At 63.3% G+C, this 24,923-nt stretch carries 25 protein-coding genes and 1 pseudogene; 25 read left to right on the forward strand and 1 reads right to left on the reverse strand.

What is annotated here, in order from left to right; all coding sequences use genetic code 11:
- The first annotated feature begins 11 nt into the window (after positions 1-11).
- From PXJ20_RS12645 to PXJ20_RS12670, 6 genes and pseudogenes are all read left to right on the forward strand, one after another.
- The gene (locus PXJ20_RS12645) at positions 12-857 is read left to right on the forward strand and encodes a replication initiator protein A (protein WP_421030854.1); all 846 of its coding nucleotides are present in this window, start codon (positions 12-14) and stop codon (positions 855-857) included.
- 253 nt (positions 858-1,110) lie between these two features.
- Positions 1,111-1,749 carry a ParA family partition ATPase gene (gene parA, locus PXJ20_RS12650; protein ID WP_186139485.1) on the forward strand — a complete coding sequence of 213 codons (639 nt, stop codon included), beginning with the start codon at positions 1,111-1,113 and terminating at the stop codon, positions 1,747-1,749.
- Positions 1,746-2,009 (forward strand): chromosome partitioning protein ParB, encoded by a 264-nt coding sequence (locus PXJ20_RS12655; protein ID WP_070106975.1) that lies wholly within the window; start codon positions 1,746-1,748, stop codon positions 2,007-2,009. Before parA ends, PXJ20_RS12655 begins: the two co-directional genes overlap by 4 nt.
- Positions 2,006-2,539: a DUF2840 domain-containing protein gene (locus tag PXJ20_RS12660; protein WP_421030855.1), complete on the forward strand. Its 534-nt coding sequence runs from the start codon at positions 2,006-2,008 to the stop codon at positions 2,537-2,539. The genes PXJ20_RS12655 and PXJ20_RS12660 overlap by 4 nt, the downstream gene beginning before the upstream one ends.
- Positions 2,536-3,117: a S26 family signal peptidase gene (locus tag PXJ20_RS12665; protein WP_421030856.1), complete on the forward strand. Its 582-nt coding sequence runs from the start codon at positions 2,536-2,538 to the stop codon at positions 3,115-3,117. The genes PXJ20_RS12660 and PXJ20_RS12665 overlap by 4 nt, the downstream gene beginning before the upstream one ends.
- Before the next feature lie 436 nt (positions 3,118-3,553).
- A pseudogene (locus tag PXJ20_RS12670) lies at positions 3,554-5,509 on the forward strand (relaxase/mobilization nuclease domain-containing protein).
- 238 nt (positions 5,510-5,747) lie between these two features.
- Here PXJ20_RS12670 and PXJ20_RS12675 read toward each other — a convergent pair.
- On the reverse strand, positions 5,748-6,674 hold the full coding sequence (locus tag PXJ20_RS12675) for a LysR family transcriptional regulator (protein WP_421030857.1): 927 nt from the start codon (positions 6,672-6,674) through the stop codon (positions 5,748-5,750).
- 104 nt (positions 6,675-6,778) lie between these two features.
- Between PXJ20_RS12675 and PXJ20_RS12680 the strand changes: the two genes are divergently transcribed.
- From PXJ20_RS12680 to trbG, 19 genes are all read left to right on the forward strand, one after another.
- Positions 6,779-7,789 (forward strand): zinc-dependent alcohol dehydrogenase family protein, encoded by a 1,011-nt coding sequence (locus PXJ20_RS12680; protein WP_421030858.1) that lies wholly within the window; start codon positions 6,779-6,781, stop codon positions 7,787-7,789.
- Entirely contained in the window at positions 7,782-9,212 is a 1,431-nt protein-coding gene (locus tag PXJ20_RS12685) for an amidase (protein WP_421030859.1), read from the forward strand. Before PXJ20_RS12680 ends, PXJ20_RS12685 begins: the two co-directional genes overlap by 8 nt.
- 71 nt (positions 9,213-9,283) lie before the next feature.
- Positions 9,284-9,967 carry a glutathione S-transferase family protein gene (locus tag PXJ20_RS12690; RefSeq protein ID WP_421030860.1) on the forward strand — a complete coding sequence of 228 codons (684 nt, stop codon included), beginning with the start codon at positions 9,284-9,286 and terminating at the stop codon, positions 9,965-9,967.
- A 33-nt stretch (positions 9,968-10,000) separates the two neighbouring features.
- A complete protein-coding gene (locus PXJ20_RS12695) occupies positions 10,001-10,687 on the forward strand; it encodes a glutathione S-transferase family protein (RefSeq protein WP_421030861.1) in 687 nt (228 codons plus the stop codon).
- A gap of 86 nt (positions 10,688-10,773) precedes the next feature.
- Positions 10,774-11,589, forward strand: a complete 816-nt coding sequence (locus PXJ20_RS12700) for an SDR family NAD(P)-dependent oxidoreductase (protein WP_421030862.1) — start codon at positions 10,774-10,776, stop codon at positions 11,587-11,589.
- A 136-nt stretch (positions 11,590-11,725) separates the two neighbouring features.
- Entirely contained in the window at positions 11,726-12,706 is a 981-nt protein-coding gene (locus PXJ20_RS12705) for an alpha/beta fold hydrolase (RefSeq protein WP_421030863.1), read from the forward strand.
- 65 nt (positions 12,707-12,771) lie between these two features.
- A complete protein-coding gene (locus tag PXJ20_RS12710) occupies positions 12,772-13,719 on the forward strand; it encodes a LysR family transcriptional regulator (RefSeq protein ID WP_421030864.1) in 948 nt (315 codons plus the stop codon).
- On the forward strand, positions 13,716-13,964 hold the full coding sequence (locus PXJ20_RS12715) for an EexN family lipoprotein (protein WP_421030865.1): 249 nt from the start codon (positions 13,716-13,718) through the stop codon (positions 13,962-13,964). Before PXJ20_RS12710 ends, PXJ20_RS12715 begins: the two co-directional genes overlap by 4 nt.
- Positions 13,965-14,183: 219 nt before the next feature.
- On the forward strand, positions 14,184-16,187 hold the full coding sequence (locus PXJ20_RS12720) for a conjugal transfer protein TraG (protein ID WP_421030866.1): 2,004 nt from the start codon (positions 14,184-14,186) through the stop codon (positions 16,185-16,187).
- Positions 16,184-16,660, forward strand: coding sequence for a CopG family transcriptional regulator (locus PXJ20_RS12725; protein ID WP_421030867.1), 477 nt, complete (start codon positions 16,184-16,186; stop codon positions 16,658-16,660). Before PXJ20_RS12720 ends, PXJ20_RS12725 begins: the two co-directional genes overlap by 4 nt.
- Positions 16,657-17,685 carry a P-type conjugative transfer ATPase TrbB gene (trbB, locus tag PXJ20_RS12730; protein WP_421030868.1) on the forward strand — a complete coding sequence of 343 codons (1,029 nt, stop codon included), beginning with the start codon at positions 16,657-16,659 and terminating at the stop codon, positions 17,683-17,685. Before PXJ20_RS12725 ends, trbB begins: the two co-directional genes overlap by 4 nt.
- On the forward strand, positions 17,682-18,065 hold the full coding sequence (locus PXJ20_RS12735; RefSeq protein ID WP_421030869.1) for a TrbC/VirB2 family protein: 384 nt from the start codon (positions 17,682-17,684) through the stop codon (positions 18,063-18,065). Before trbB ends, PXJ20_RS12735 begins: the two co-directional genes overlap by 4 nt.
- A complete protein-coding gene (locus PXJ20_RS12740; RefSeq protein ID WP_036039700.1) occupies positions 18,062-18,331 on the forward strand; it encodes a VirB3 family type IV secretion system protein in 270 nt (89 codons plus the stop codon). Before PXJ20_RS12735 ends, PXJ20_RS12740 begins: the two co-directional genes overlap by 4 nt.
- Positions 18,332-18,345: 14 nt before the next feature.
- Positions 18,346-20,796, forward strand: a complete 2,451-nt coding sequence (trbE, locus tag PXJ20_RS12745; protein ID WP_421030870.1) for a conjugal transfer protein TrbE — start codon at positions 18,346-18,348, stop codon at positions 20,794-20,796.
- A complete protein-coding gene (trbJ, locus tag PXJ20_RS12750; RefSeq protein WP_421030871.1) occupies positions 20,793-21,530 on the forward strand; it encodes a P-type conjugative transfer protein TrbJ in 738 nt (245 codons plus the stop codon). The genes trbE and trbJ overlap by 4 nt, the downstream gene beginning before the upstream one ends.
- A 5-nt stretch (positions 21,531-21,535) precedes the next feature.
- Positions 21,536-21,829: a hypothetical protein gene (locus PXJ20_RS12755; RefSeq protein WP_421030872.1), complete on the forward strand. Its 294-nt coding sequence runs from the start codon at positions 21,536-21,538 to the stop codon at positions 21,827-21,829.
- Positions 21,826-23,208: a P-type conjugative transfer protein TrbL gene (trbL, locus tag PXJ20_RS12760; RefSeq protein WP_421030873.1), complete on the forward strand. Its 1,383-nt coding sequence runs from the start codon at positions 21,826-21,828 to the stop codon at positions 23,206-23,208. The genes PXJ20_RS12755 and trbL overlap by 4 nt, the downstream gene beginning before the upstream one ends.
- Before the next feature lie 23 nt (positions 23,209-23,231).
- Positions 23,232-23,936, forward strand: a complete 705-nt coding sequence (gene trbF, locus PXJ20_RS12765) for a conjugal transfer protein TrbF (protein WP_176034405.1) — start codon at positions 23,232-23,234, stop codon at positions 23,934-23,936.
- A complete protein-coding gene (trbG, locus tag PXJ20_RS12770) occupies positions 23,933-24,922 on the forward strand; it encodes a P-type conjugative transfer protein TrbG (RefSeq protein WP_421030874.1) in 990 nt (329 codons plus the stop codon). The genes trbF and trbG overlap by 4 nt, the downstream gene beginning before the upstream one ends.
- Position 24,923 lies beyond the last annotated feature (1 nt).

The raw sequence follows: 24,923 nt of genomic DNA on the forward strand, positions 1-24,923 counted from the left end.
AAGGCGCGCACGTGGCCATCGCTTTGTCCAGCCTGTCGCGGGAGCGGGAACAGCTCGACCTGTTCCGCGCCTTGCCGGGCGACATGGCGCCGCGCGACGCCCAGGACTTGATGGCCTTTCCGTTCTTCTCGCTGGCGAAGTCACGACGCACGGCGCCGATCGACTTTCGCAGCGGCGACGTCACGATCCGCGTGGAAGGTACGCAGGAGCACGGCATAGCGACTATATGGGACGCGGACGTGCTGATTTGGGCTGCTTCGCAGATCGTGGAAGCGCGCGACGCGGGCTTGCGCCCGTCGCGGCTGATGCAGGCCACGCCCTACGAGATCCTGCGCTTCATCGGGCGCGGTGTGTCGCTGCGCGACTACCAGCGCCTCAAGGCCGCGCTCGACCGGCTGCAATCGACCACGGTGGCGACTTCCATCCGCGAGACGACCAAGCGGCGGCTGCATCGCTTCTCTTGGATCAACGAATGGAAGGAGCTGGCCGATGCCCGCGGCACGCCGCTGGGCATCGAGCTGATCCTGCCGGACTGGTTCTATGCCGGCGTGCTCGACGCCGCCCTGGTGCTGACCATCGACCCGGCGTATTTCCGGCTGACCGGCGGCATCGAGCGGTGGCTGTACCGGCTCGTGCGAAAGCATGGCGGCAAGCAGCCCGGCGGCTGGCAATTCGACTTCCGGCACCTGCACAAGAAATCGGGCAGCACGGCGAAACCCTACGACTTCGCCTGCGACCTGCGCGCGTTGGTCGCGCGGCAGTCACTGCCCGGCTACGTGCTCGGCATCGAGCGGATGCCGGGTACTGGCGCGGAACTGCTGACCTTCCGGCCCGTGCCGTTCACGGCACGGGGATAACTCGGGGACATCGTGTGGATGGCCTCGTGCTATCAGGCGTGCCGGGTATCGTGCTATCAGGCGTGTCCCTATCGTGCTATCAGGCGTGCGAAATCCTCGTAAGGCCAATAACGGTGAGGGTTTGCGTTCCCTCTAACTTCTCTAACTTAAAAGCTCTAACTAGTAGTAAGAGCACGCCGTTCCGGTGGACAACCGCCAAACGGCACCACACGCAACCGCGAAAGCCCGACTTTCCAACACGGAGGGCCGCGCCATGATCGTTGCGCTGCTCAACCAGAAAGGCGGTGTCGGCAAGACCACGCTCGCTACCCACATCGCCGGCGAGCTGGCGATGCGCGGCTCGCACGTCATCCTGCTCGATGCCGACCCACAAGGCTCGGCGCTGGACTGGACGCAGCGACGCGCTCAGCAGGGCTTGCCGCGCTTGTTCAGCGCCGTGGGCCTCGCCCGCGAGACGCTGCACCAGGAAGCGCCGGAGTTGGCCCGCCGCGCCGATCACGTCGTCATCGACGGCCCGCCGCGCATCGCCGCCTTGGCGCGCTCCGCGCTGCTGGCGGCCGAGCGTGTGCTGATTCCCGTGCAGCCCAGCCCCTACGACTTGTGGGCCTCGGCGGAGATGGTGGCACTGATCCGTGAAGCGCAGGTTTTCCGGCCCGCGCTGCGCGCGGCCTTCGTCGTCAATCGGCGCGTCAGTACCACCGTGATCGGCCGCGAAGCGCGCAGCGCGCTCGCCGACCAGCCGCTGCCGGCGCTGCGCTCGGAAGTGCATCAGCGCATCGTGTTCGCCGACAGCGTGGCCGCTGGCCGGCTCGCACGCGAGACGGCGCCCGACAGCGCCGCCGCGCGCGAAATCGCGGCGCTCACCGACGAGCTGCTGAGGTGGCCGACATGAGCCAGCGCAACGGCAAACGCATCGCCATCGGCGCACGTCCGCCGGCGAACCCGCACGCCGACGCCTGGGTTCGTCAGGGCGACGCCGACGGCCTCCAGAAAGGCGACCTCTACACCGCGCGCCTGACCCTCGACATCACGCCCGCCATGCGGGCGCGCATCAAGGTGTCGGCCTTCACGCAGGGCGTGACCGTCGCCGAGCTGCTGCGCGCTCTGCTGGAACACGAGTTTCCCGAGAAACGCCCGGAGAACCTTCCATGAACACATCCGCTCTGGCGGCCACGGCTGCGCCGCCGCCATCGCTCGCAGTGCTCGCCGGCCACGCCGGTGTTGCACCGTTGACCCGCGTTTCGCTCGCCTACATTGAGCAGCGTATCGACCTCTATCTGCGCTTCGGCGAACCGACGCGCATCGTCCGGCTCGACCGCTGGCGGCGCGTCGCGGTGTTCCTGCCGGGCGCGATGTTCTGCCGCATCCGGTGGCACGCTAACGATTACGGCACGATCCGCTGGCAGCTCATGGTGATGCAGGCTTGCACGCCACTGGACGTGGCGCAGCGCATCCCCGGCGTGCTGCCGGGTGCGCGCCTGCTGCTGTGCGCCGAGAGGGAACCCGCCGTGCGCGCTGTGCTGGCGCAGCTCGACGTCATCGAGGCGCAGGATATCGCGCCCGCCGACGTGTCGCCGGCGTACTGGCGCGCGTTCGGCAACCGTCTCGCTGCACGCTTGCCGTTGCCCGCGTACACCGCCGAGCGGCACGCCGCCTGGCTGGCCGGGAGGGCATTGTCATGACGGCTGTTTCCACATCCAGTACCGCGCCGCATCCTCGCGTGCGCGCTCGGCTCGTGCTGGCGGGCCTGTCCGTCTGCGGCTTCGCTGCGCTGGCCTGGGCGTCCTTCGTGTCACCGCTGCCGCGCCTGACCTACAACCCGTCCGACAGCGTCGCGGTCGGCTGGTATCGCATCGACCCGCTCGACCATCGGGCCGGCTCGCCGCCACGTCCGTTGTCCGTGGACAGCATCGTGCTCGTCCCGCTACCGACCAAAGCCGCCGCACTCGCTGCGCAACGTGGTTACTTGCCGACGCGCGTGCCGCTGCTCAAACGCATCGGAGCGATCCCGCCGCAGAAGGTGTGCATCAGCGGCGGAATCGTCCGCATCGACGGCGTGCCTTCGGCCGCCGTGCTGCGTGCCGACGGCATGGGCCGTCCGCTGTCATCGTGGCCGCAATGCCGCCGCCTCGATCCGGGCGAGCTGTTCCTGTTAAGCGTGACCAATCCAGCGTCGTTCGACAGCCGGTATTTCGGCCCGGTTGCTGCGTCCACCGTGATCGGTGTTGCGCATCCGGTTTGGCTGGAGACACGCCGATGATGGCTGCCGATTCGCTGCGCTTCATCGTGCCATCCGGCGTGTCGTCCTGCTGGCGGTCGCCGTGTCGCCGCGCGTATCGTGCGAACGCATCTGCGCCGCCCGTCGCGCAACATCCAGCGGCGCTTTCTCCCGTGCAGGCATCTTGCCTTGAACGCGCCCGGCCAATGGTCGTGGCCGCGTTCTCCGGCGCGCTGGCTGCGAGCAGCGCAGCATCGCCGGGCCGCCGACGCCCGGAGCGACAGCGAGGGGCAAAGGCGGAAGGCAAGATAAAAGGTCGCGGCACATCGCCGCTTGAAAACCTTGTCTGCACTTGGGAGGAGCGCGGCACGCGCTCAGGGGCGGCAGTGTGCCGCGAAGCTGCGCAATGCCGCATCGGCATTGGCGGAGCCGCGTGCTTCGTCCGCTGGACTGCGACGGTCTCGGATGAAGCCACACCATGAGCCAGCGCGACGATGACTGCTTCCGCGTCCGTCCTGGTGCTCCGAAACAGCGTGGCGATGCCTACATCAACAAGGTGCTGCGGCAGGCCAACAAGGCTGGCGCGAAGCTCGGCAAGGCGGCCGGCAAGGTGGGGCAGCGCCCCGGTTCCAGGCTCGGCCGCGGCCACGTAGCGGCACGCTTCGCCGGTCGAGGACTTGGGGCCAACGCCCGGCGCGTGACGATCAAGGCTCGGCTGGTGAATCTGGCGAAGGCCGGGCAGCGCTCGACTGCCGCGCACCTGCGCTACATTGAGCGCGAAGGCGTCGATCGCCAGGGCGGGCCGGGCCACGCCTACGGGCCGACGGCCGACGAGGCGGATACCAAGGCGTTTGAGGAGGGCGGGCGTGAGGATCGGCACCAGTTCCGGTTCATTGTCTCGCCGGAAGACGCCGAACAGCTCGATGACCTGCGCACCTACACGAGGCACCTGATGGCGCGCATGGAGGCCGACTTGGGGACGCGGCTGGAGTGGGTCGCCGTCAATCACTGGAACACTGACAACCCGCACACGCATGTTGTCCTGCGCGGCAAGGACGACACCGGCAAAGACCTCATCATTTCACGCGACTACATCGCCGAAGGGATGCGCCGCCGGGCATCTGAGTTGGCGACCGAATGGCTGGGGCCGCGCACCGAGCTAGAGATGCAGCGCGCCATGCAGCGCGAAGTCGATCAGGAGCGGTGGACGGGTCTGGATCGTACCTTGCAGCGCGAGGCTGGCGACGACGGCCTGATTCGGATCGAATGCTTCGCCCAACCCCGGCTGCAACGCCAGCGGCAAGTATTGATCGGACGCCTGTAACACCTGCAACGCATGGGGTTGGCGACTGAACGACAGCCCGGCTCGTGGGCCATCCATGCCGACGCCGAGCCGACCCTGCGGACAATGGGCGAGCGCGGCGACATCATCCGCGCCATGCAACGCGCCATGAGCGGCCGTCAACGCGAACTGGCCGTATTTCAGCCCAGCGCGGATGGCCACTCCGTCGTCGGTCGCGTCGTCGGCAAGGGGCTGGCCGACGAGCTGTACGACAAGGGCTACCTGATCGTCGATGGTACGGACGGCAAAGCGCACTACGTCGCGTTGCCGCCGCGCTCAGAGTTAGAGCAGTACCCGACCGGCGCTGTGGTGGAGGTGAAAGGTGCCGCCGACGTGCGTGCCGCCGACCTTAACATCGCCGCGCTGGCCGTCGATGGCGTGTACCGCACCGATCATCACTTGGCCGTCGCTCAAGGACAGGCCACGCCCGACCGCGATCCGCACGAGGTGGTGGCTGCGCATGTGCGCCGACTTGAAGCTCTGCGCCGTGCCGGCATAGTGGACCGTGAGGCCGAAGGCGTCTGGCGCGTCCCCGACGACCTGGCCGAGCGAGGCCGCCAGTACGACGCGCAGCGCCTTGGAAGCGGCGTGGCGGTGGATCTCAAATCGCATCTTCCCATCGAGCGACAGGCGCGCGTGATCGGTGCCACCTGGCTCGACCAGCAATTGGTCGGTGGCGGCAAGGGGTTAGGCGACATGGGCTTTGGGGCCGAGGTTAAAGACGCGCTACGCCAGCGTACCGGTTTCCTGGCCGAGCAGGGCTTGGCCGAGCGTCGCGGGCAGCGCGTCGTCCTTGCCCGCAACCTGCTGGCGACGCTACGCGGGCGCGAACTGGCGCAGGTCTCAAAGGATATTGCCGCCGAAACCGGGCTGGAGCATCGGCCGGTGGCCGACGGGCGGCGCGTGGCCGGTATCTATCGGCGTTCCGTCATGCTTGCGAGCGGGCGTTACGCGATGCTCGATGACGGTATGGGTTTTTCACTGGTGCCGTGGAAGCCAGTAATTGAGTCAAGGCTCGGGCAAAGCCTTACTGCCACCGTGCAGGGAGGTTGGGTTTCTTGGCATATGGGCCGTCATCAGGGGATATCCTGAAATCTCTATACGTTCGTTATGGGGGGAAGTATTTTGGATACCCCATGGTGCAGCAACCCGACGGGATCTTCTACATTGCGCTGGCGCGCTCCTGAGAGAGCGTTTCAGGCAGTCTGTGTACGGTGGGGTTCCTGCAGCAACATCTGCCCCAAGAGCGGAAGACGCAGCCATGATGCTGTGCGCGTGCCGACGCAGTCCATCTTGAAATACACCCTAATGTCCCGGGTACTTTCCACCGCTAAGCTGAGAGATCTGTAGACGAAATCTCTTGACGCATTCGCTTCGTGGCAAATTCCACAAACGCGCGAAGTTTGGGTAGAGACTGGTTTCGGCTCGGGTAATAGAGGCTTATTCCCGGCACCTCTCTTGCGTAGCTATCCAAAACCGACACGAGGCGACCTTGTTCGATATAGCTTAAGAGCACCGAACGAACGGTGTAGAGCAGCCCAACGCCTCGTAGCGCCGCTTGGATAGACGCTTGGTAGTCGTTCAACACAAGTGGACCATCAACACCGACCCGCAGGCTTTGCCCATCTCGGACAAATTCCCAGGTTTTGTTGATCCTCCCGTTTCTACGCAGAAGCACGGCGGGAAGACCGTGCAAGTCTTCTGGTGAAGTAGGTGCGGCATGCTTCTCAAAAAATGCGGGGGAGCCCACGACGACATATTTCTCGGAAGGAGTGAGCCAGGCCGACACCATATCCAGTTCTACGGTGTGTCCCAGGCGAATGCCCGCGTCAAAACCCTGGTCGACGATATTGATTAACTCGTCTTCTCCGAAAAGCTCAAGACTGATTTTTGGATAGGTTTCATGGAAATCGGGCAAAAGACGATTTACCAGCAGAGAGATACTCGGTCGAGGCGCGTTTATGCGAAGGTGACCACTGGGCTGTTCGCCCAAATCCCGTGCGGCGGTCAATCCGGCCTGGAACAGATCAGCCGCTGGCTTCGCATGAAGCAAAAGCTGCTGTCCCGCTTCGGTGAGCGCAACGCTACGGGTCGTCCTTGAAAAAAGCGGCGCACCGACACGTAGCTCAAGCATCCGAATGCTTTGACTCACCGCAGAGGGCGTGATGCCCAGGTTGCGGGCCGCTGCGCGGAACCCCTTCTGTTCCGCGACCTCAAGAAATACGGCAAGGCCGTCTAGTTCATCAACTTGGCTCATTGTGCACCACAGCTTAACAGCGTGATCGGATAGTGCTATCTTATCAAACAGTCGATGTAGGGAGATAGTTCCAACCACGATGAAAGATCGCGTGGAGAGCCACCTTGGAACTTATTGCATATCGGCAAATGACACCGGGAAATCCGGCCAGCCTTGCCCGTGTCACGGAAGAGATTCCCGAGCCGGGAGCAGGTGAAGTCCTGGTCCGGATACGCGCGACTTCACTGAATGCGCGGGATCTGGCCGTCCTTTCGGGACGATACCCGTTTCCAGCGAAGCCTGGAGTCATCCCGCTGTCGGATGCCGCAGGCGAGATTTTGGCCATTGGTGCGGGTGTTACGCGGTTTTCGATCGGCGACCGAGTCGTCAATTCCTTCTACCCGCAGTGGTTCGGCGGTCCGCTCAGGGTACGCCCGACTCAATACGCAACGTCGATGGACGGTTGGCTCACCACGCATCGCGTGGTGTCTGCCGAGGCGTTGTCACGGATGCCCGTCCATCTCAGCTTTGAGGAGGCAGCAACGCTTCCGTGTTCGGGTGTTACCGCATGGTCGGCGTTGCAGGGGATTAGCTCCGGTGACACGGTACTCACGCAGGGATCGGGTGGCGTTTCTCTGTATGCCATCCAGCTTGCAAAACAAAGTGGCGCTCGTGTTTTGGCGACGACGACAAGTGTGCACAAGGCCGACCAACTCAAGGCGTTGGGAGCTGATGAAGTCATTGATGTTCGCTCAATCCCCGAGTGGGCGGCAGAGGTGAAAAAGCTCACGCAGGGCATCGGTGCTGATCGGATCGTGGAGGTGGGCGGCCCAGGAACGCTTGAGCAATCTATCCGCGCAGTGGCGTACCACGGACAGGTTTCGATCATCGGGGCACTGAGTGCTGGCCCGGATCAGTCCTCAATCGACTTCAAGCAATTGTTCGTAAGCCAGGCCCGGTACGAGTGCATTGGTGTCGGTAGCCGCGCCGACCTTGAAGACCTGATTCGTACCGTCGCCAATCATCAATTGCGGCCGGTGATCGACTCTGTTTTTTCGTTCGATGATTTCGACAAGGCACTGGCACGGCTCGCCGGACGCGACGTACTTGGGAAAGTGGTGGTCGCTCATGCATAAAGGAAACGGAGCAAGTAGCAGTGGTCTCCTTTACCAAGACGCCGTGACGCTGGCCTCATTGATCCGAACGAAGCAAGTATCGCCGGTCGAGATCATGCAGGCGCATCTTGACCGGGTCGAAGCCGTGAATCCGAAGGTCAACGCAATTACGACGCTGTTGGCAGATCAAGCTATGCAATCGGCGAAGGCCGCTGAACGGGCGGTCGAAAACGGTTCGGAATTGGGCGCATTCCACGGCGTGCCGTTCACCATCAAGGACTCCATCGACTTGGCGAACGTGGTGACGCAAGCAGGATCGCGGCTGCTATCGCGCAACGTCGCGCATAGTGATGCCACTGCCGTTGCAAGAATGAAAAGGGCGGGTGCCATTCCCCTCGCTAAAACCAACGTGCCCGAGTTCTCCTACTGGACTGAAACCGACAATCGAGTCACGGGGCGAACCAACAATCCGTGGAATCTCGATCGCACGCCGGGAGGATCGAGCGGTGGCGAATCGGCCGCTATCGCGGCGGGAATGTCACCGATGGGACTTGGCTCCGATGTCGCTATTTCGGTGCGAGGGCCTGCTGCGCTTACGGGAATTGTCGGGCTCAAGGCGACGCATGGCCGTGTTCCGTACACCGGCCATATGCCGCGATTCTTGAGTCGCTATTGGCATATCGGACCGATGGCGCGCAGCGTTCGAGATGTGGCAGCAATGTTCGATGTCATCAAGGGGGGCGATGGCACCGATCCCTACGCTATCCACGCGCATGATGCACGACCCGTGAAGATACCTCGTTCCGGTGCTCCTGTGCGGATCGGCTACCTGTCCAAAACGGGTTTCGGCCCGATTGATCCGGAAGTTGCCGCCACTGTTGAGGCCGTTGGCAAATTGCTTGAACAGCATGGACATCATGTAGAGCAGGCAAGTATCCCACTGTTGGAGCAGAACGATTTTGTCAGCGTGGGCACGACGCTGACTTCGGCCGAAATGCTGCCTGATTTTCGCAGGATGGTCGCCGGCAGAGAGGCCGACCTGTTCTTTGTCGGCGCGAGAATTGCCAGCATGTTCGATCCGTCTCTGAAGGATTACATCGCGGCGCAAGAATTGGTTCAAGACCTTAAATCCGCATTCGCCCGGTACTTCGAGCAGTACGACATGCTCTTGTGCCCCGTCATCCCATTCACGGCGCCGCCTCATCAGCAGCGTGAGTACATCGTGGATGGCAAGACGATCGCGGCAACGCAGATCAAGCGTGCCACAGTGCCGTTCAACCTGACCGGCCTTCCCGCGCTATCCGTGCCGTTTCGGATGAGTTCCGAAAACTTGCCCATCAACGTTCAACTGGTGGCGCGCTGGTTGGACGAAGAAACGATTCTGAATATCGGAGCCGCGATCGAAAGCGCAAGCACCGTTTGGGATCAGCGCCCATTTCTCTAGATGCACGACGCTGCGCATGACTGCGCGCGTCACTACCTATCCATAGATGCTCGTTGAGCAAAGGAGTTGAAGTGAAAATCCATGATCGTGCCGGTTTCCCCAATCCCACCCGTATTCGTATCGTTCTTGCCGAGAAAGGGCTCGACGACAACGTCGAATTCGTTTCCGTCGATCTGATGGCTGCCGAGCACAAGCAGCCGGCCTTTCTCGCCAAGAATCCGTCTGGCGTCCTGCCAGTGCTCGAACTTGACGATGGCACTTTCATCGCCGAATGCACGGCTATTACCGAGTACCTCGATAACCTCGATGGCAAACCGTCCTTGACGGGTCGCACGCCACGCGAGAAGGCGCTTATCCACATGATGCAGCGCCGTGCCGAGGCTTACGTGCTTGATCCGCTGGGTGTGTTTTTCCATCACGCGACGCCGGGCTTGGGCGCCACGCTTCAAGCGTTCAAGAGCCCGGAATGGCAGGGACGCACGGAGATGGGGCAGCGCGAAGCGGCCAAGGCCAAAGAGGGGCTCGTCTACTTCAATGGTGTGCTGAGCAACCAGCCGTATCTGGTCGGGGACAGCTTTTCGATGGCGGACATCACGCTCTTCAGCGGTTTGTTGTTTGCCGGGGCGCTTGGCTTGCTCTCCGACGATCTGACGGCGCTCAAGCAATGGCAGGAACGTGTGGCGGCGTTGCCTGCCGTGAAGAACCGCAGCGGTCAGAACTTTCTGACGGAAGACCTCAAGCGGATGGGCTACTGATTCTTCAATTTAGATAAACAAGGACAAGACTGCATGAAACTTTATGACCGTGATGGCGCTCCCAACACTGCACGTATTCGCATCGTCCTCGCGGCGAAAGGACTCGACGACCAGGTGCAGTACGAGAGCGTCGATCTGATTTCCGCCGAGCAGAAGCAGCCGGATTTTCTGACCAAGAATCCGATCGGGAAGATCCCGCTGCTCGAACTGGATGACGGCTTCATCCTGTCCGAATCGACCGCGATCACCGAGTACCTCGACAACCTCAATGGCAATCCCATGTTCATGGGCAAGACACCGCGTGAGCGGGCTACCGTGCTCATGATGCAGCGCCGGGTCGAACAATTGCTGCTCGAACCGCTGGACGATTTCTTCCACTACGGCACGCCGGGCCTCGGCAAGACGCTTGCGCCGTGGCGTATGCCCGAATGGGACGGACGCAAAGAATGGGGCTTGCGCCGTGGCGACATGGCCATCAAGGGTCTGGCTTACTTCGACGAACTCTTGAAGGAACGTTCGTATCTCGCGCTCGAAGCTTTTGCGCTGCCCGACATTACGCTCTACATCAGCTTGTTGTTCGCGGAGATCGCCGGCCTTCCTGTGTCGCCGGAACTGACGACGCTGGCCGCATGGCGCGCCAAGGTCGACGAATTGCCGTACGTGAAGAACCGTAAGGCGCAAGGAATTTTGCCCGGCGACCTCGCGCGTCTCGGTCAATAACAACGAGACCATCCCGGCATTCTCCTCAGTAAATATTTGCGCACGTAAGTTCATCCGAGGCGAGCCGTCGCATCCAGAGGAAAATCATGATGAGCATTGCAGATTCGGTTCCGCATGGCAGGGCCGTGGAGCATGCTGGGAATACTTCGCAAGGGCTGCTTCGCGACAAGACTGCGCTGATCACCGGCGCGGGCCAAGGAAACGGCCGCGCGCTTGCGCTCGGCTTCGCGCAGGCCGGTGCGCGCGTCATCGCGACCGACATCCGCGAAGCCTCCGCATGCGAAACGGCACAAGCCATCAACGACGCAGGTGGCGAAGCATGGGGCTATGAGCTGGATGTTGCCGACGAGCGGGCGTGCCGCGCGGCGGCAGCGGAATTCCGCAAGTTCGCAGGACCGATCGACATCCTGGTTAACAACGCCGGCATCGTTATACGTGAAGGCATGGACAGCCCGCATGCGGTGGAGAACTGGCATCGCGTCCTCGGCGTCAACTTGGACGGCAGCTTCCACATGATCCTGGCCTTTCGCGATGATCTGCGTACGACGCGCGGCGCGATCATTAACGTGGGCTCGATTGCTTCGTTCATCGGCGTCGATTCCGCACTCGGCTATTCGGCCTCCAAAGGCGGGGTCAGGCTGCTCACGCAGGCGATGGCGCGTGATTTGGCGACGGACGGTATTCGCGTGAACGCCATAGCGCCGGGCCTCATCGAGACGGCCGTGACCGAATCGACGCGCAATAACCAAGATCGGTTTAACGGGATGATGGCGCGTACGCCGATGCGACGCGCGGGGCAACCCGAAGAATTGGTTGGGCCATGCCTGTTTCTTGCGTCTTCGATGGCAGCCTACGTGACCGGCGTGACACTCCCGGTGGACGGAGGCTTCCTAGCCTCATAGAACTATTCACTTATTCAAAGGTGACACATCGACAGGCAGGCTTGTGACCTAAAAAGATGAAGTAGAAGAAACGCGTTCGTTTACTTCGATTTCATGTGACGAGTCTTCCCGCTCGCGACTCATAAAGGATAACCCAATGTTTTTCCCGACATTAAAACGTCAAATTCGGCTCACCACTGCCTTTTGCGTAATCGCAGTCACCGCAATTGCAGCTCAAATGACGCCGACTCTCGCTCTGGCCAAACCCGCCATGGCAAGCGTCGGATCCGGTTCGCTGCATCAAAACGCCAAAACCCAATTCGTCGAGGTCGACGGAGCCAAGATCGCCTATCGTCGCTTCGGCAAACATAGTGGCGTGCCGCTGGTCTTCTTCCAGCACTTTCTAGGCAACATGGACAATTGGGATCCGATGATTACCGATGGATTCGCGAAAGATCGGGAGGTTATTTTGTTCGACAATGCGGGCGTAGCCGCGTCGGGCGGTCAGGTGCCGCATACAGTTGAGGGTATGGCCAAGTATGGTATCGACTTGATGGAGGCTATCCATATCAAACAGGCCGACATCCTGGGCTTTTCGCTCGGCAGCCTCGTTGCTCAAGAGGTCGCACTCGAGCGCCCAGATCTCGTCCGCAAGATAATTCTGATCGGTAGCGCACCGCGCGGCGGTGATGGCATGGCTTCGCTGACGCCTGAATTTCAAGCCATGCTGACCAAGAAATATGATCCGGCCGACACGATTCTGCTCACCACATTCTTCAACCCTACGGCCGGAAGTCAGGCGGCGGGTCGTAAATTTCTCGATCGCATCCGTTTGCGTCAGATCGATCGGGATGCCAATCCCGGCCCGGACGTTTATGGTGCGCAAGTCGCCGCCTTTGCCGCTTGGGGCGCTCATTCGGCCAATGCTAACGATTACCTGAAGAATATAAAGCAGCCGGTGTTGATCATCAGCGGCAGTAAAGATCTCATCCACTACACCAGTAACTCGTACAAGTTGGAGGACAACCTGCCGAACGCCGAACTGATCGTATATCCGGACACCAACCACGGCTCCTTCTATCAATACCCTGATCTTTTCTTGCAGGAAGCGACAACTTTCCTTGATCAGCCGTTCTGACCTAGACGACTGCGCGAATATACCTGCCATCCAATTCGCGCGTTTAGAGGTTAAAGGGGGAGTCGGTGGAGATCCGCCATCTGCGTTGCTTCCTAGCCGTTGCAGAGGAGCTTCATTTCGCCCGTGCGGCGGAGCGACTTCATATCGAACAATCGCCGCTGTCGCGGGCAATCAAGGAGCTTGAAGAAGACCTTGGTACCCAGCTCTTCGTGCGTACTACGCGTAGTACCCGGCTGACTCGCGCAGGACAGCTGTTCTTGGAGCATGTTCCGCGTGTCTTCACGGCCTTGCAGCAGGCGCGTGACAGCGTGAAGGCTGCTGAGAACGGTTTCCACAGCCAGTTGCGGGTTGCTCTTTCTGATGGTATCCAACCGTCGCGCTTTTCGACATTCTTAGCGCTGTGCCGCCAGGAAGAACCAGAGATTGAGATTCGTCTATTCGAGGCTCCGTTGCTGCAGCAGATCAAAGGGCTGCACGATGACCTATACGACGTAGGCTTCGCGCGATCGGATGAAGTCGGCGATGGCATCATTGCTCAACCCGTTTGGGACGATCCTTTGATGGTGGCGGTGCCTGCTCGTCATCCTCTACTAGCCCACAAGCGCATCCCATTGGAAGAAGTGCTGCGCTATCCGCTAGTGCTTGGCGATCTTCATGCTTGCGAAGGCTACTCACGACAGATTGAACGGGTACTGCGAAAAATCGATCAAGAGCCAATGATTGCCGAACGGGTTTCATCTGTCGACCTAATGATGGCTTTGGTTGCAGCAGGCTTCGCGCTAGGTCTAGCCGGCGCCTCACAAATCGCTGCCTGTCACGAATCGAATGTAGTTGCGAGGCCACTTGCCGGTCGCACGCCGATGCTCACCACTTACTTGCTGCGCTTGGACAAAGAGCCAACAGAACTCTTGGCTCGGTTTATCGAGAGAGTTGGGAATCTCGAAGAATCGCCCGCTGGAAAAGTGTCTGCTGAATTATCCGATCCCGATGCTCCGGAGGAAGTCGAGCCATGAAACCGATCGTGCTTATGATGTACATAGCACTGCTGACTGCTTGCGGCAAGCATGAACCGACCGAAACCGTGGATTCCCTCGCAGCGAATCCCGAGCACTTGAAGGATCTTCGCCAGCAGTGCAAGACGGATCGTGCCACGCTCGGCGATGAGCTTTGCAATCGCGTGGCCGAGGCAACGAACCGGCGCTTCATGGGCGATGGCAAAGTGCCATATACCCCATCGAAGGATGCGCCGAAGTTTTAATCGTTGACGATTCATCAAAAGCTTCGACTTTCGCTCGATACGCCGCAATGCGCCTTTGCTTGCGGCGTTTTTCGTTCATTCGCTTCTGCACGAAATCTTGCTTTCTTTTCGACATTTTTCCCGATAACGGTCTTTGACCGTTCCTTGACCTGACGCCAATCCTCGCAATTGCGGCACGCCTTTGTGCCGCGGGTTGCGCAGAAGAAAGCGGAGGCCGGGATGAAAGGTCAAGGCGTGCTGTTCGGGCAGATCGCCGTTGTATTCGGCATTGTGTTCGCCGGCGTGTGGGCCGCCACACAATGGACAGCAGCAGCTTTGGGTTTTCAGCTCCGCCTTGGCTCGCCGTGGTTCGACTTCCTCGGTATGCCGGTCTATCACCCGTGGCGGCTATTCGGGTGGTGGTTCCTCTACGACGGCTATGCGCCGCACATCTTCAGCATAGGCGGTGCTATTGCGGCCGGCAGCGGCCTAGTGGCAGTGCTGGTCGCCATCATCATGTCCGTGTGGCGCTCGCGGCAATCGAAGCTCGTCACTACCTACGGTTCGGCACGTTGGGCCGAAGCCGCCGATATTCACAAGGCCGGCCTCGACAAATCTGCCGGCGTATTCCTCGGCCTGCATCGCGGTCAGTACCTACGACATGAAGGCCCGGAACATGTCCTGACCTTCGCGCCGACACGCTCTGGCAAAGGTGTCGGCCTTGTCGTACCGACGCTGCTGAGCTGGCCGGCGTCCGCCGTCATCCACGACATCAAGGGCGAGAACTGGCAGATCACCGCCGGCTGGCGCTCGCGCTTCTCACACTGCCTGCTGTTCAATCCGACCGATGCGAAGTCGGCTGCGTACAACCCGCTGCTCGAAGTCCGGCGCGGCGCGCATGAGGTGCGTGACGTACAGAACATCGCGGACATCCTAGTCGATCCCGAAGGCGCACTCGAACGCCGCAACCATTGGGAGAAGACCTCGCACGCGCTCCTTGTCGGTGCAATCCTGCATGTGCTCTACGCGGGCGAGGACAAGACGCTACGCGGTGTTGCCAATTTCCTGTCCGATCCAGCGTGCCCGTTCGAGCTGACGCTGCACCGGATGATGACCACGCGGCACCTCGGCGACGCGCCACATCCCGTCGTCGCCTCTGCCGCGCGCGAAGTGCTCAACAAGTCGGACAACGAGCGGTCGGGCGTATTGTCCACGGCCATGTCGTTCCTGGGCCTGTACCGCGACCCCACCGTAGCTGAAGTGACTTCGCGCTGCGACTGGCGCATCGCCGACCTGATCGCATCCGAGCATCCCGTCTCGCTGTACCTCGTCGTGCCGCCGTCCGACATTAGCCGCACGAAGCCGCTGGTGCGCCTGATCCTGAACCAGATTGGCCGGCGGCTGACCGAATCGCTCGATGGCAGCGACGGCATCTCGCGTCGTCACAAGCTGCTGCTGATGCTCGACGAGTTTCCGGCGCTGGGTCGGCTCGACTTCTTCGAGACGGCGCTCGCCTTCATGGCCGGCTACGGCATCCGCAGCTTCCTCATCGCGCAGTCGCTCAACCAGATCGACAAGGCGTATGGGCAGAACCATTCCATTCTCGACAACTGCCATGTGCGGGTGACGTTCGCCACCAACGACGAACGCACCGCCAAGCGCATTTCCGAAACGCTTGGCACCGCGACCGAGTTGCGCGCGCAGCGCAACTACGCCGGCCATCGGCTCGCGCCGTGGCTCGGACACCTGATGGTGTCGCGGCAGGAAACCGCGCGCCCGCTGCTGACGCCGGGCGAAGTGATGCAGCTGCCGCCCGACGACGAAGTGGTGATGGTGTCGAGCGTCGCACCGATCAAGGCGAAGAAGCTGCGCTACTACGCCGACGCCAATTTCAGGCGACGCGTGCTGCCACCGCCCACGCTCGCCATCGGGTGCTACGCCGATGCGCCGCCGCTGCGGCTCGACGACTGGAGCGGGCTGGTGATTCCCACCGTTCCCGCGGCTCCTGTCTCAACCGGCCTCGCTGGCGACGACACCGGCATGGCCGACGACGGCGGCCCACGTCGTCAGCCCGAACTCTCCGAAGTCGCCGAATACAGCCCCGAACCGCAGTCCGCCGACAACGACCTCGCGCTGCTCGATGACGACGACCTGCCGCTGCCGCTTACCCGCCAGCTCGACCCGGCCATGCAACGCACGGCCCGGCTGGCGTCCCTCGACCAACAAGATGGGATCGAGCTATGAGCCAGTACCGCCTCAACCTGTTCATTCCGCGCGAACACGCCAAACGTCTCGATGAGCTGGCCGCCAAGAAAGGCGTCTCGAAATCCAGCATCGTCGCGGCGGCGCTCGCATCCTGGCTGTCGCCCGACGCGGGCGACCAGCGCGAGGCCGCCATCGCCAAACGGCTCGACCGGCTGACGTGCCAGTTCGAGCGACTGGAGCGCGACCAGAACATCGAGATCGAAACGCTGGCGCTATTCGTCCGCTATTACCTGACTGTCAGCACGCCGGTTCCCGAAGCGCATCAGGAAGCCGCGCGCGCGCAGGGCAAGGCGCGCTTCGAGCAATTCGTCGAGCAGCTCGGCCGCCACCTGATGCGCGGGCGCAGCCTGGTGCGTGACGTGGTGGAGGAACTGAACCCCGACGCTGCACGGCTCGATGACGCGGCGGTGCTGGCCGAAGCTCATGAACATGATGCGGAGCGTGCCTCATGAGCGCCGTGCCGCAGTCCTTCGCTACCACGTCTCTCGACCGGCGCATCCGCATGTTGCGCACGGCGATGGGGCCGTTAATCGCTGCCGCGCTCGAAGACCCGGACGTGGTGGAAATCATGCTCAACCCCGACCACACGCTATGGGTCGATCGTCTGTCGTCGGGGCGCGCGCCGATGGGCGCGGAACTGTCCGAAGCCGACGGCGAACGCATCATCCGCCTGGTCGCGGCGCACGTCGGCGCGGAAGTGCATCGCGGCCAGCCGCTCTTGACCGCCGAGCTGCCGGAAACCGGCGAGCGATTCGAGGGCATTCTGCCGCCCGCTGCGCCTGGGCCTGCCTTCGCGCTGCGCAAGCGCGCGGTCGGAGTCATTCCTCTGGAGCGTTACGTCGCAGACGGAATGATGACCGCCGAACAGGCGGCGTTCCTGCGCGACGCCGTGCGCGAGCGGCAGAACATCCTCATCGCCGGCGGCACCAGCACCGGCAAGACCACGCTCGCCAATGCCTTGCTCGCCGAGATCGCCGCCACCGGCGACCGTGTGCTGGTGCTCGAAGACACGGTAGAGCTGCAATGCGCAGCACGCGATCACGTCCCGCTGCGCACGCGCGCGGGCGTCGTGTCGATGACCGAGCTGGTGCGCGCCACGATGCGCCTGCGTCCTGACCGCGTGGTCGTTGGCGAGGTACGTGGCGGCGAGGCGCTGGATCTCATCAAAGTGTGGGGCACGGGCCACCCCGGCGGCATCGCCACGATTCACGCCGGCTCTGCCGTGGGCGCGTTGCTGCGCCTCGAACAACTGATTCTCGAAGTGGCCGTGAATCCGCCGCGCGCGCTCGTTGCCGAAGCGGTCAACGTCGTCATCCACATCGCAGGCCGCGGCCGCAAGCGCCGCATCGAGAGCGTCGCCCGCGTCGTCGGCTTCGACGGCGTGGGCTACCGCCTCGCGGACGCGCTGGAGCCACCGCCGCATCCCGAACTGCCGCTGTCTTTCCCATCCCCTGACCACGCTGGAGAACTGCCATGACGCAGATGCACACCGCTGCTTTCCGCTTTTCCGTAAATCCGGTTTCCATCCTCGCGCGCCTGCGCCGTCTGGCCCGGCCGGCGCACCACGGCCTGCTGTCGGCTGCCGTCATGGTGATGGCGGCCGGCACGGCGAAGGCGTCCGGTTCGTCGATGCCCTGGGAGACGCCGCTGCAATCCATCCTCGATTCGATCCAGGGGCCGGTCGCCAAGATCGTCGCGGTGCTCATCATCATTTCGACCGGCCTGACACTGGCCTTCGGCGATACCAGCGGCGGCTTTCGCAAGCTGATTCAGATCGTGTTCGGCCTGTCCATCGCGTTCGCAGCATCGAGCTTCTTTCTGTCGTTCTTCAGCTTCTCCGGCGGAGCCGTCGTATGAGCACCGCCAACGACCTGCCGGGCTTTGAGGTGCCGCTGCACCGCTCGTTGACCGAGTCGATCCTGATGGGCGGTGCCCCGCGCACCGTGGCGATTGCCAACGGCACGCTTTCCGGCGCAGTTGGGTTGGGCCTGCAACTGTGGATTCCTGGTATCGCGCTCTGGATCGTCGGCCATTCACTCGCCGTATGGGGCGCGCGCGTGGACGCGCAGTTCATGCAGGTGTTCGCGCGGCACCTCCGGCACAAGCCGCTGCTGGACGTGTGACGGGAGATGCCGCGATGCTCAACTTCGCCGAATACCGCCATCGTCCGGCCTTGCTCGCCGACTGGCTGCCATGGGCCGGACTTGTCGCGCCCGGCGTCGTGCTCAACAAGGACGGCAGTTTCCAGCGTACCGCACGCTTTCGCGGTCCCGACCTTGATAGCGCGACGCAAGGCGAACTGATCGCCACGACCGCGCGCCTGAACAATGCGCTGCGCCGGCTCGGTGCCGGCTGGGCGTTGTACGTCGAAGCCGAGCGCCGGGCGGCGGCCGACTATCCACACTCGGATTTTCCCGAGCCGTTGTCGTGGCTGGTGGACGAGGAGCGCCGCGCGACCTTCGAGGAATCGGGCAACCACTTCGAGAGCGGCTATCACGTCACGCTGCAATACCTGCCGCCGGAGGAATCTCGCGCACGCGCGGCCAAGCTGCTCTACGAGAACACGCCGACTACCGGCGTGGACTGGCGCGAGCGCCTGACCGCGTTCGTCGCGGAAACCGCGCGCGTCTTCGATCTGCTCAATGGCGTGATGCCGGAAATCGACTGGCTCGACGATGCCGAAACGCTGACCTATCTGCACGCGACCGTCTCGACGCGGCGTTATCGCATCAAGGTGCCGGAGGTGCCGTTCCATCTCGACGCGCTGCTGGCCGACATGCCGCTGGTCGGCGGCCTCGCGCCCATGCTCGGCGACGCGCATCTGCGTGTCGTCACCGTGCGCGGTTTCCCGACCTCGACCTGGCCGGGGATTCTGGACGACCTCAACCGGCTCGGCTTCGCCTACCGCTGGAGCACGCGCTTTCTGTGTCTCGACAAGGCCGAGGCCGAGAAGGAACTTGGGCGGCTGCGCCGGCAGTGGTTCGCCAAGCGCAAGAACGTCCTCGCGCTGCTGCGCGAGACGATCTTCCAGCAGGAAAGCCCGCTGGTCGATACCGACGCCAGCAACAAGTCGGCCGATGCGGACGCCGCGATGCAGGAACTCGGCAGCGATCAGGTTGCTTTCGGTTTTGTCACGGCAACCGTGACCGTGCTCGATGACGACGCCGACACGGCCGACGAGAAGCTGCGCCAGGTGGAGCGCGTGATTCAGGGACGGGGCTTCGTGACGATTCCCGAAACCCTCAATTCGGTGGAGGCGTGGCTGTCGTCGGTGCCGGGCAATGCGTATGCGAATGTCCGCCAGCCCATCGTCTCGACGCTGAATCTCGCGCATCTGATGCCGGTGTCGGCAGTGTGGGCCGGGCCGGAGAAAAACGCCCACCTCGACGGCCCGCCGCTGATCGTCACCCGCACCGAAGGCGCGACGCCATTTCGCCTTGTCACGCACATCGGCGACGTAGGCCACACGCTGATTGCCGGCCCGACCGGCATGGGCAAGTCCGTGCTGCTCGCCACGCTGGCGATGCAGTTCCGCCGCTATCCCGGCGCGCGCATCTTCGCCTTCGACATGGGCCGCTCGATGCGGGCAACGGCGCTGGGCCTGGGCGGCGAGTATTACGACCTCGGCGCCGATGGCGCAATCGCGTTCCAGCCGCTCGCGCGCATCGACCAGGAGGGCTATCGCACCTGGGCCGCCGAATGGGTCGAAGGTCGCCTGACGCACGAAGGCGTCGCGGTTGGCCCCGACGAGAAAGCGGCCATCTGGTCGGCGCTCGGCAGTCTCGCTGGTGCCCCGGTCGAACAATGCACGCTCACGGGCCTGTCGGTACTGCTGCAATCGAACGCGCTGCGCCAGGCGCTTGCGCCGTATGTGCTCGGTGGCGCGCACGGCAAGCTGCTCGACGCCGACCACGACCGGCTCGGCATGGCCGACGTGCAGTGCTTCGAGATGGAAGAACTGATGCATAGCAAGGCCGCCGTGCTGGCCGTGCTGGGCTATCTGTTTGCGCGTTTCGATGAGCGGTTCGACGGCGCACCGACGCTGCTGATCCTCGACGAATCCTGGCTGTTCCTCGATGACCCGGTATTTGCTGCACGCATCCGGCAATGGCTCAAGACGCTACGCAAGAAAAACGTGTCGGTGATCTTCGCCACACAGTCGCTCGCGGACATCAAGGATTCGACCATTGCGCCCGCGATCATCGAGAGCTGCGCGAGCCGCATCTTCCTGCCAAACCCGCAGGCCACCGAACCGCAGATTCGCACGATCTACGAAGGCTTCGGCCTCAACAGCCGGCAAATCGAGATCGTCGCCACCGCGCAGCCCAAGCGCGATTACTACTACCAATCGCGCCTCGGCAACCGTCTGTTCGACCTCGACCTGGGGCCGGTCGCGCTCGCGTTCGCGGGCGCCTCCACGCCCCAAGACCAACGCGACATCGACCGCGTGCTGGCGCAGGCCGGCACGCCGGGCTTTGCCGGTGCGTGGCTGCGTCATCGCGGCCTCGATTGGGCAGCCAACCTGTTGCCGTCCGCACCATCGGCGGCTTCCTTCCTTGCTTCTCAGCCGCTGGAGGTTTCGCCATGAAAACCCGTGTGCTTTCCGCTTCGCTCGCCGCCGTACTGTCCGGTTCGCTGCTGCTCGCACAGCCGGCGGCGGCCATCACCGTCATTGATCCAACCAACCTCGTGCAGAACACGCTGACCGCGATTCGCACCATGGAAATGATCGAAAACCAGATCAACCAGCTCCAGAACGAAGCGCAGATGCTCGTCAATCAGGGGCGCAATCTGGCGAGCCTGCCGTTCAACGTGGTCAGCCGCCTGCAATCGAATCTGGCGACCACGCAGCAGCTCATCACGCAGGCGCAGGGACTGGCGTTCCAGGTGCAGAACATGGATCAGCAGTTCGCGCAGTTGTACCCGCAGCAGTACGCCGCGACCGTAAGCGGCAACCAGATGTACCAGGATGCGCACCAGCGCTGGCAAAACACGCTCACCGGCTTGCAGACCGCGATGCAGATGCAGGCGCAGGTGTCGCAGAACGTGACCACCGATCTAGGTGTGCTGACCGACCTCGTGGGCCAGAGCCAGTCCGCGACCGGAGCTTTGCAAGCACAGCAGGCAACCAATCAGCTTCTGGCTTTGCAAGCCAAGCAGTCGATCCAGGCGCAGCAGCTTCAGCTCACGCAGGGCCGCGCGTCGGCGCTGGAACTGGCGAGGCAGGCCGCCGCCGTTGAGCAGGGCCGCGTCATCACGCAGCGGTTCCTCGGCACCGGCACGCCGTACACGCCGGAAACCGTGAGCTTCTACGGGAACTGACGGCCATGAACCGTGTGTCCGTCCTGTTCGTCATCGCGTGCCTGCTGGCCGGTTGCGACCGGCCGCAGGCGCTGTCGGTCGATGCGCTGGCCACCGACCCCGCGCGATTGCACGCGCTGCACGGGCAATGCCTGCACGGCCAGCACGATGCCGCGTTCTGCGCGCAGGTCGAACAAGCCAATTTGCGACGCTTCTTCTCCGGGCGCGTCGGCCGCAGCGAGTACCAGACGCTCGCCGATCTGCCGCCCATTCCGGCCAGCTTCGACGGCCCCAGTGAATCGACGGAGCAACGGCCATGAACGATGTTTCGATCATCGACCACTTTCTCAATGTCTTCTCCACCTACATCGACTCGGGCTTTGGTCTGCTGCGCGGCGAGGTCGGCTTCCTGACCGCGACGCTGGTGGTCATCGACATGACGCTGGCGGGTCTTTACTGGTCGCTCGGCCACGCCACCGGCCAGGGCGAAGACGTGATGGCGAAGCTCATCCGCAAAGTGCTCTACGTCGGCGCTTTCGCCTACATCATCGGCAACTTCAACATGCTGTCCGGCGTCGTGTTCCGTTCCTTCGCCGGCCTCGGCCTGACGGCCACTGGCTCGGCCGTGAGCATGGAGACGTTCCTGCAACCGGGGCATCTCGCCAAGACCGGCATCGACGCCGGTATGCCGATCCTCGAACAGATTAGCGACATGGCAGGCTTCCCCGAAGTGTTCATCAACATCACGCCCATCGTCGTGATGTTCCTCGCCTGGCTGACCGTCATCGTCTGTTTCTTCGTTTTGGCGGTGCAGCTTTTCATCACGTTGATCGAGTTCAAGCTGACCACGCTGGCCGGCTTCGTGCTGGTGCCGTTCGCGCTCTGGAACAAGACCGCGTTCCTTGCGGAAAAAGTGCTCGGCAACGTGGTGTCGGCAGGCATCAAGGTACTGGTGCTGGCCGTCATCGTCGGCATCGGTACGGGGCTGTTCGCGCAGTTCCCGACCACGCCCAGCGAGCCGTCCATCGACCATGCGCTTGTCGTGATGTTGGCCTCGCTCGCCTTGCTCGCGCTCGGCATCTACGGGCCGGGCATTGCAACCGGCCTCGTGTCCGGCGCTCCACAGCTCGGCGCGGGCGCGATGGCCGGCGCTGCCGTGGGTGCAGCCGGTACCGCTGTCGCCATTGGTGTGGCGGCTACGGGTGTCGGCGGTGCCGTCGCGGCCGGGGCGCGCATGGCGCCGGCCGCCGCCAGCGCGCTCGGCAAAGGCGCACGTATGGCCGCCTCCACGGCCAGCAGTGCCGGCCCGGCATTCCAGGCGGGTTCCGCTGCCGCGGGTGGCGGCGCGAAAGGCGCGATGGCGGGCTTCGGCAATGTCGCCAAGACCGGCGCGCAGGCCGTCGGCCAGAAGGCCGCCGCTGGCGCGCGCTCGTTCCGGCAACGCGCTGCCGCTGCCTTCCGTTCGGACAGTGCAAGCACCAGCGCAGGTGCATCCAGCAACGGCGGCACGTCTCCCGGCGTGGCTGCATCCGGCGAATCCACCGCTAACCCCGCTGACCAGCCGCAACCGGCGTGGGCCAAACGCCTGCACCGCCGCCAGCAGATCACCCATGCCGCGACCACCGCCGCGCACACGCTGCACGGCGGGGACGGCGGCGGTTCGGCGCAAGGCCCTAGCTTGGGCCAACCCGACGAATAAACGCCCCTTGAGGAGAACCCGCCATGCGATTCAAGCGACCGCAGGTGCGCTACGCGAGTACGCCGCAGCCTGCCACTCCGTACCAGTCCGCCGCGCAGGTGTGGGACGAGCGCATCGGCTCGGCCCGCGTGCAGGCGAAGAACTGGCGCTTCATGGCCTTCGGCTGCCTCGCGCTCGCGTTGCTGATGGCTGGCGGCCTTGTGTGGCGCTCGGCGCAATCCATCGTCACGCCCTACGTGGTCGAGGTGGACAAGACCGGCCAGGTGCGCGCAGTCGGCGTGGCTACCACGCCGTACCGGCCCGCCGATGCGCAGATCGCCTATCACCTGGCGAACTTCATCACGCTGGTTCGCTCGTTGTCGATCGACCCCATCGTGGTGCGGCAGAACTGGCTCGACGCCTACGACTACACGACGGACAAGGGCGCGGCCGTGCTCAACGACTACGCCAGCAAGAACGATCCGTTCGCGCGCGTCGGCAAGGAATCGGTGACGGTGCAGATCACCAGCGTCACGCGCGCCAGCGATGCGTCATTCAACGTGCGTTGGACGGAACAGCACTTCGCCAATGGCGCACCGACCGGCACCGAACGCTGGAATGCCGTGGTGTCCATCGTCCTGCAAACCCCGCGCACCGAACAGCGGTTGCGCAAGAACCCGCTCGGCATCTACGTCAACGGCCTGTCGTGGAGCCGCGAGCTGGATGCGTCTGAAGGAGCCAAGCCATGAACCTGCATTTCCGTATATACGCTTTCGTGCTGACCGTGGCAGTCCTGCCGGGCTGCGCCTCGCAGGGCAAGCCACCGCCGCACATCTCGCTCGACGAGCCGGTGCAGGCACAGAAGCAGCCCGATCCACCCAAGCCGATCGAAGTGGTGGAGGTGCCGAAGGTGCTGCCGATGCCGGCGCAGATGAAGCCGCTACCGGACGTGGATGACGCCAAATCCGCACCGGAACCGGCCGACGAAACCGCGCGCGTCTCGCGTGCGAATGCCGAGGCACGCATGGCGCCCACGCGCGAGGGCTTCGTCAACGCAATCCAGGTCTGGCCCTTCACCGACGGCGCGCTGTATCAGGTCTATGCCGCGCCGGGCCGCGTTACCGTGATTTCGCTCCAGGCCGGCGAGGAGCTGGTGACGGTCGCCGCGGGCGACACCGTGCGCTGGATCGTCGGTGACACGTCCAGCGGCGCCGGCAACGAGCTGCGCGTGAGCGTGCTGGTGAAGCCCATCCGCTCGGGCCTCAAGACGAACCTGGTCATCACCACCAGCCGGCGCACCTACCTGATCGAGCTGACCTCGACCGACAAGGCGTGGATGGCGTCGGTGTCGTGGGAGTATCCGAAAGACCAGATGCTGGCCTTGCAGCGGCAGGATCAGGCCGCGCAGGCAGCGGCCCCCGTCGATACCGGCCTGTCGCTGGAGAAGATCCGTTTCCGCTACGCGATCAGCGGCAGCAATCCGCCGTGGAAACCGCTGCGCGCCTTCGACGATGGCGAGAAGGTCTATATCGAGTTTCCGCCCGGCATCGCCCAGGGCGAACTGCCGCCGCTGTTCGTCATCGGCGCGCAAGGTGATGGCCAACTCGTCAACTACCGTTTCCGCTCACCGTACTACATCGTGGATCGGCTGTTCGGCGCGGCCGAACTACGCCTGGGCGGTGACAAGAGCGACGTGGTGCGTATCGAGCGCACGGACGGCACGCGGGGGAACTGAC

Origin of the sequence: Paraburkholderia sp. A1RI_3L, from assembly GCF_048957895.1 — a bacterium.
GTDB classification, from domain to species: domain Bacteria; phylum Pseudomonadota; class Gammaproteobacteria; order Burkholderiales; family Burkholderiaceae; genus Paraburkholderia; species Paraburkholderia kururiensis.

Coding starts and splice junctions, on each gene's coding strand:
- parA (WP_186139485.1), top strand. CDS start 1,111: ATGATCGTTGCGCTGCTCAACCAGAAAGGCGGTGTCGGCAAGACCACG.
- PXJ20_RS12655 (WP_070106975.1), top strand. CDS start 1,746: ATGAGCCAGCGCAACGGCAAACGCATCGCCATCGGCGCACGTCCGCCG.
- PXJ20_RS12660 (WP_421030855.1), top strand. CDS start 2,006: ATGAACACATCCGCTCTGGCGGCCACGGCTGCGCCGCCGCCATCGCTC.
- PXJ20_RS12665 (WP_421030856.1), top strand. CDS start 2,536: ATGACGGCTGTTTCCACATCCAGTACCGCGCCGCATCCTCGCGTGCGC.
- PXJ20_RS12675 (WP_421030857.1), bottom strand. CDS start 6,674: ATGAGCCAAGTTGATGAACTAGACGGCCTTGCCGTATTTCTTGAGGTC.
- PXJ20_RS12685 (WP_421030859.1), top strand. CDS start 7,782: ATGCATAAAGGAAACGGAGCAAGTAGCAGTGGTCTCCTTTACCAAGAC.
- PXJ20_RS12695 (WP_421030861.1), top strand. CDS start 10,001: ATGAAACTTTATGACCGTGATGGCGCTCCCAACACTGCACGTATTCGC.
- PXJ20_RS12700 (WP_421030862.1), top strand. CDS start 10,774: ATGATGAGCATTGCAGATTCGGTTCCGCATGGCAGGGCCGTGGAGCAT.
- PXJ20_RS12705 (WP_421030863.1), top strand. CDS start 11,726: ATGTTTTTCCCGACATTAAAACGTCAAATTCGGCTCACCACTGCCTTT.
- PXJ20_RS12715 (WP_421030865.1), top strand. CDS start 13,716: ATGAAACCGATCGTGCTTATGATGTACATAGCACTGCTGACTGCTTGC.
- PXJ20_RS12720 (WP_421030866.1), top strand. CDS start 14,184: ATGAAAGGTCAAGGCGTGCTGTTCGGGCAGATCGCCGTTGTATTCGGC.
- PXJ20_RS12725 (WP_421030867.1), top strand. CDS start 16,184: ATGAGCCAGTACCGCCTCAACCTGTTCATTCCGCGCGAACACGCCAAA.
- trbB (WP_421030868.1), top strand. CDS start 16,657: ATGAGCGCCGTGCCGCAGTCCTTCGCTACCACGTCTCTCGACCGGCGC.
- PXJ20_RS12735 (WP_421030869.1), top strand. CDS start 17,682: ATGACGCAGATGCACACCGCTGCTTTCCGCTTTTCCGTAAATCCGGTT.
- PXJ20_RS12740 (WP_036039700.1), top strand. CDS start 18,062: ATGAGCACCGCCAACGACCTGCCGGGCTTTGAGGTGCCGCTGCACCGC.
- trbE (WP_421030870.1), top strand. CDS start 18,346: ATGCTCAACTTCGCCGAATACCGCCATCGTCCGGCCTTGCTCGCCGAC.
- trbJ (WP_421030871.1), top strand. CDS start 20,793: ATGAAAACCCGTGTGCTTTCCGCTTCGCTCGCCGCCGTACTGTCCGGT.
- PXJ20_RS12755 (WP_421030872.1), top strand. CDS start 21,536: ATGAACCGTGTGTCCGTCCTGTTCGTCATCGCGTGCCTGCTGGCCGGT.
- trbL (WP_421030873.1), top strand. CDS start 21,826: ATGAACGATGTTTCGATCATCGACCACTTTCTCAATGTCTTCTCCACC.
- trbF (WP_176034405.1), top strand. CDS start 23,232: ATGCGATTCAAGCGACCGCAGGTGCGCTACGCGAGTACGCCGCAGCCT.
- trbG (WP_421030874.1), top strand. CDS start 23,933: ATGAACCTGCATTTCCGTATATACGCTTTCGTGCTGACCGTGGCAGTC.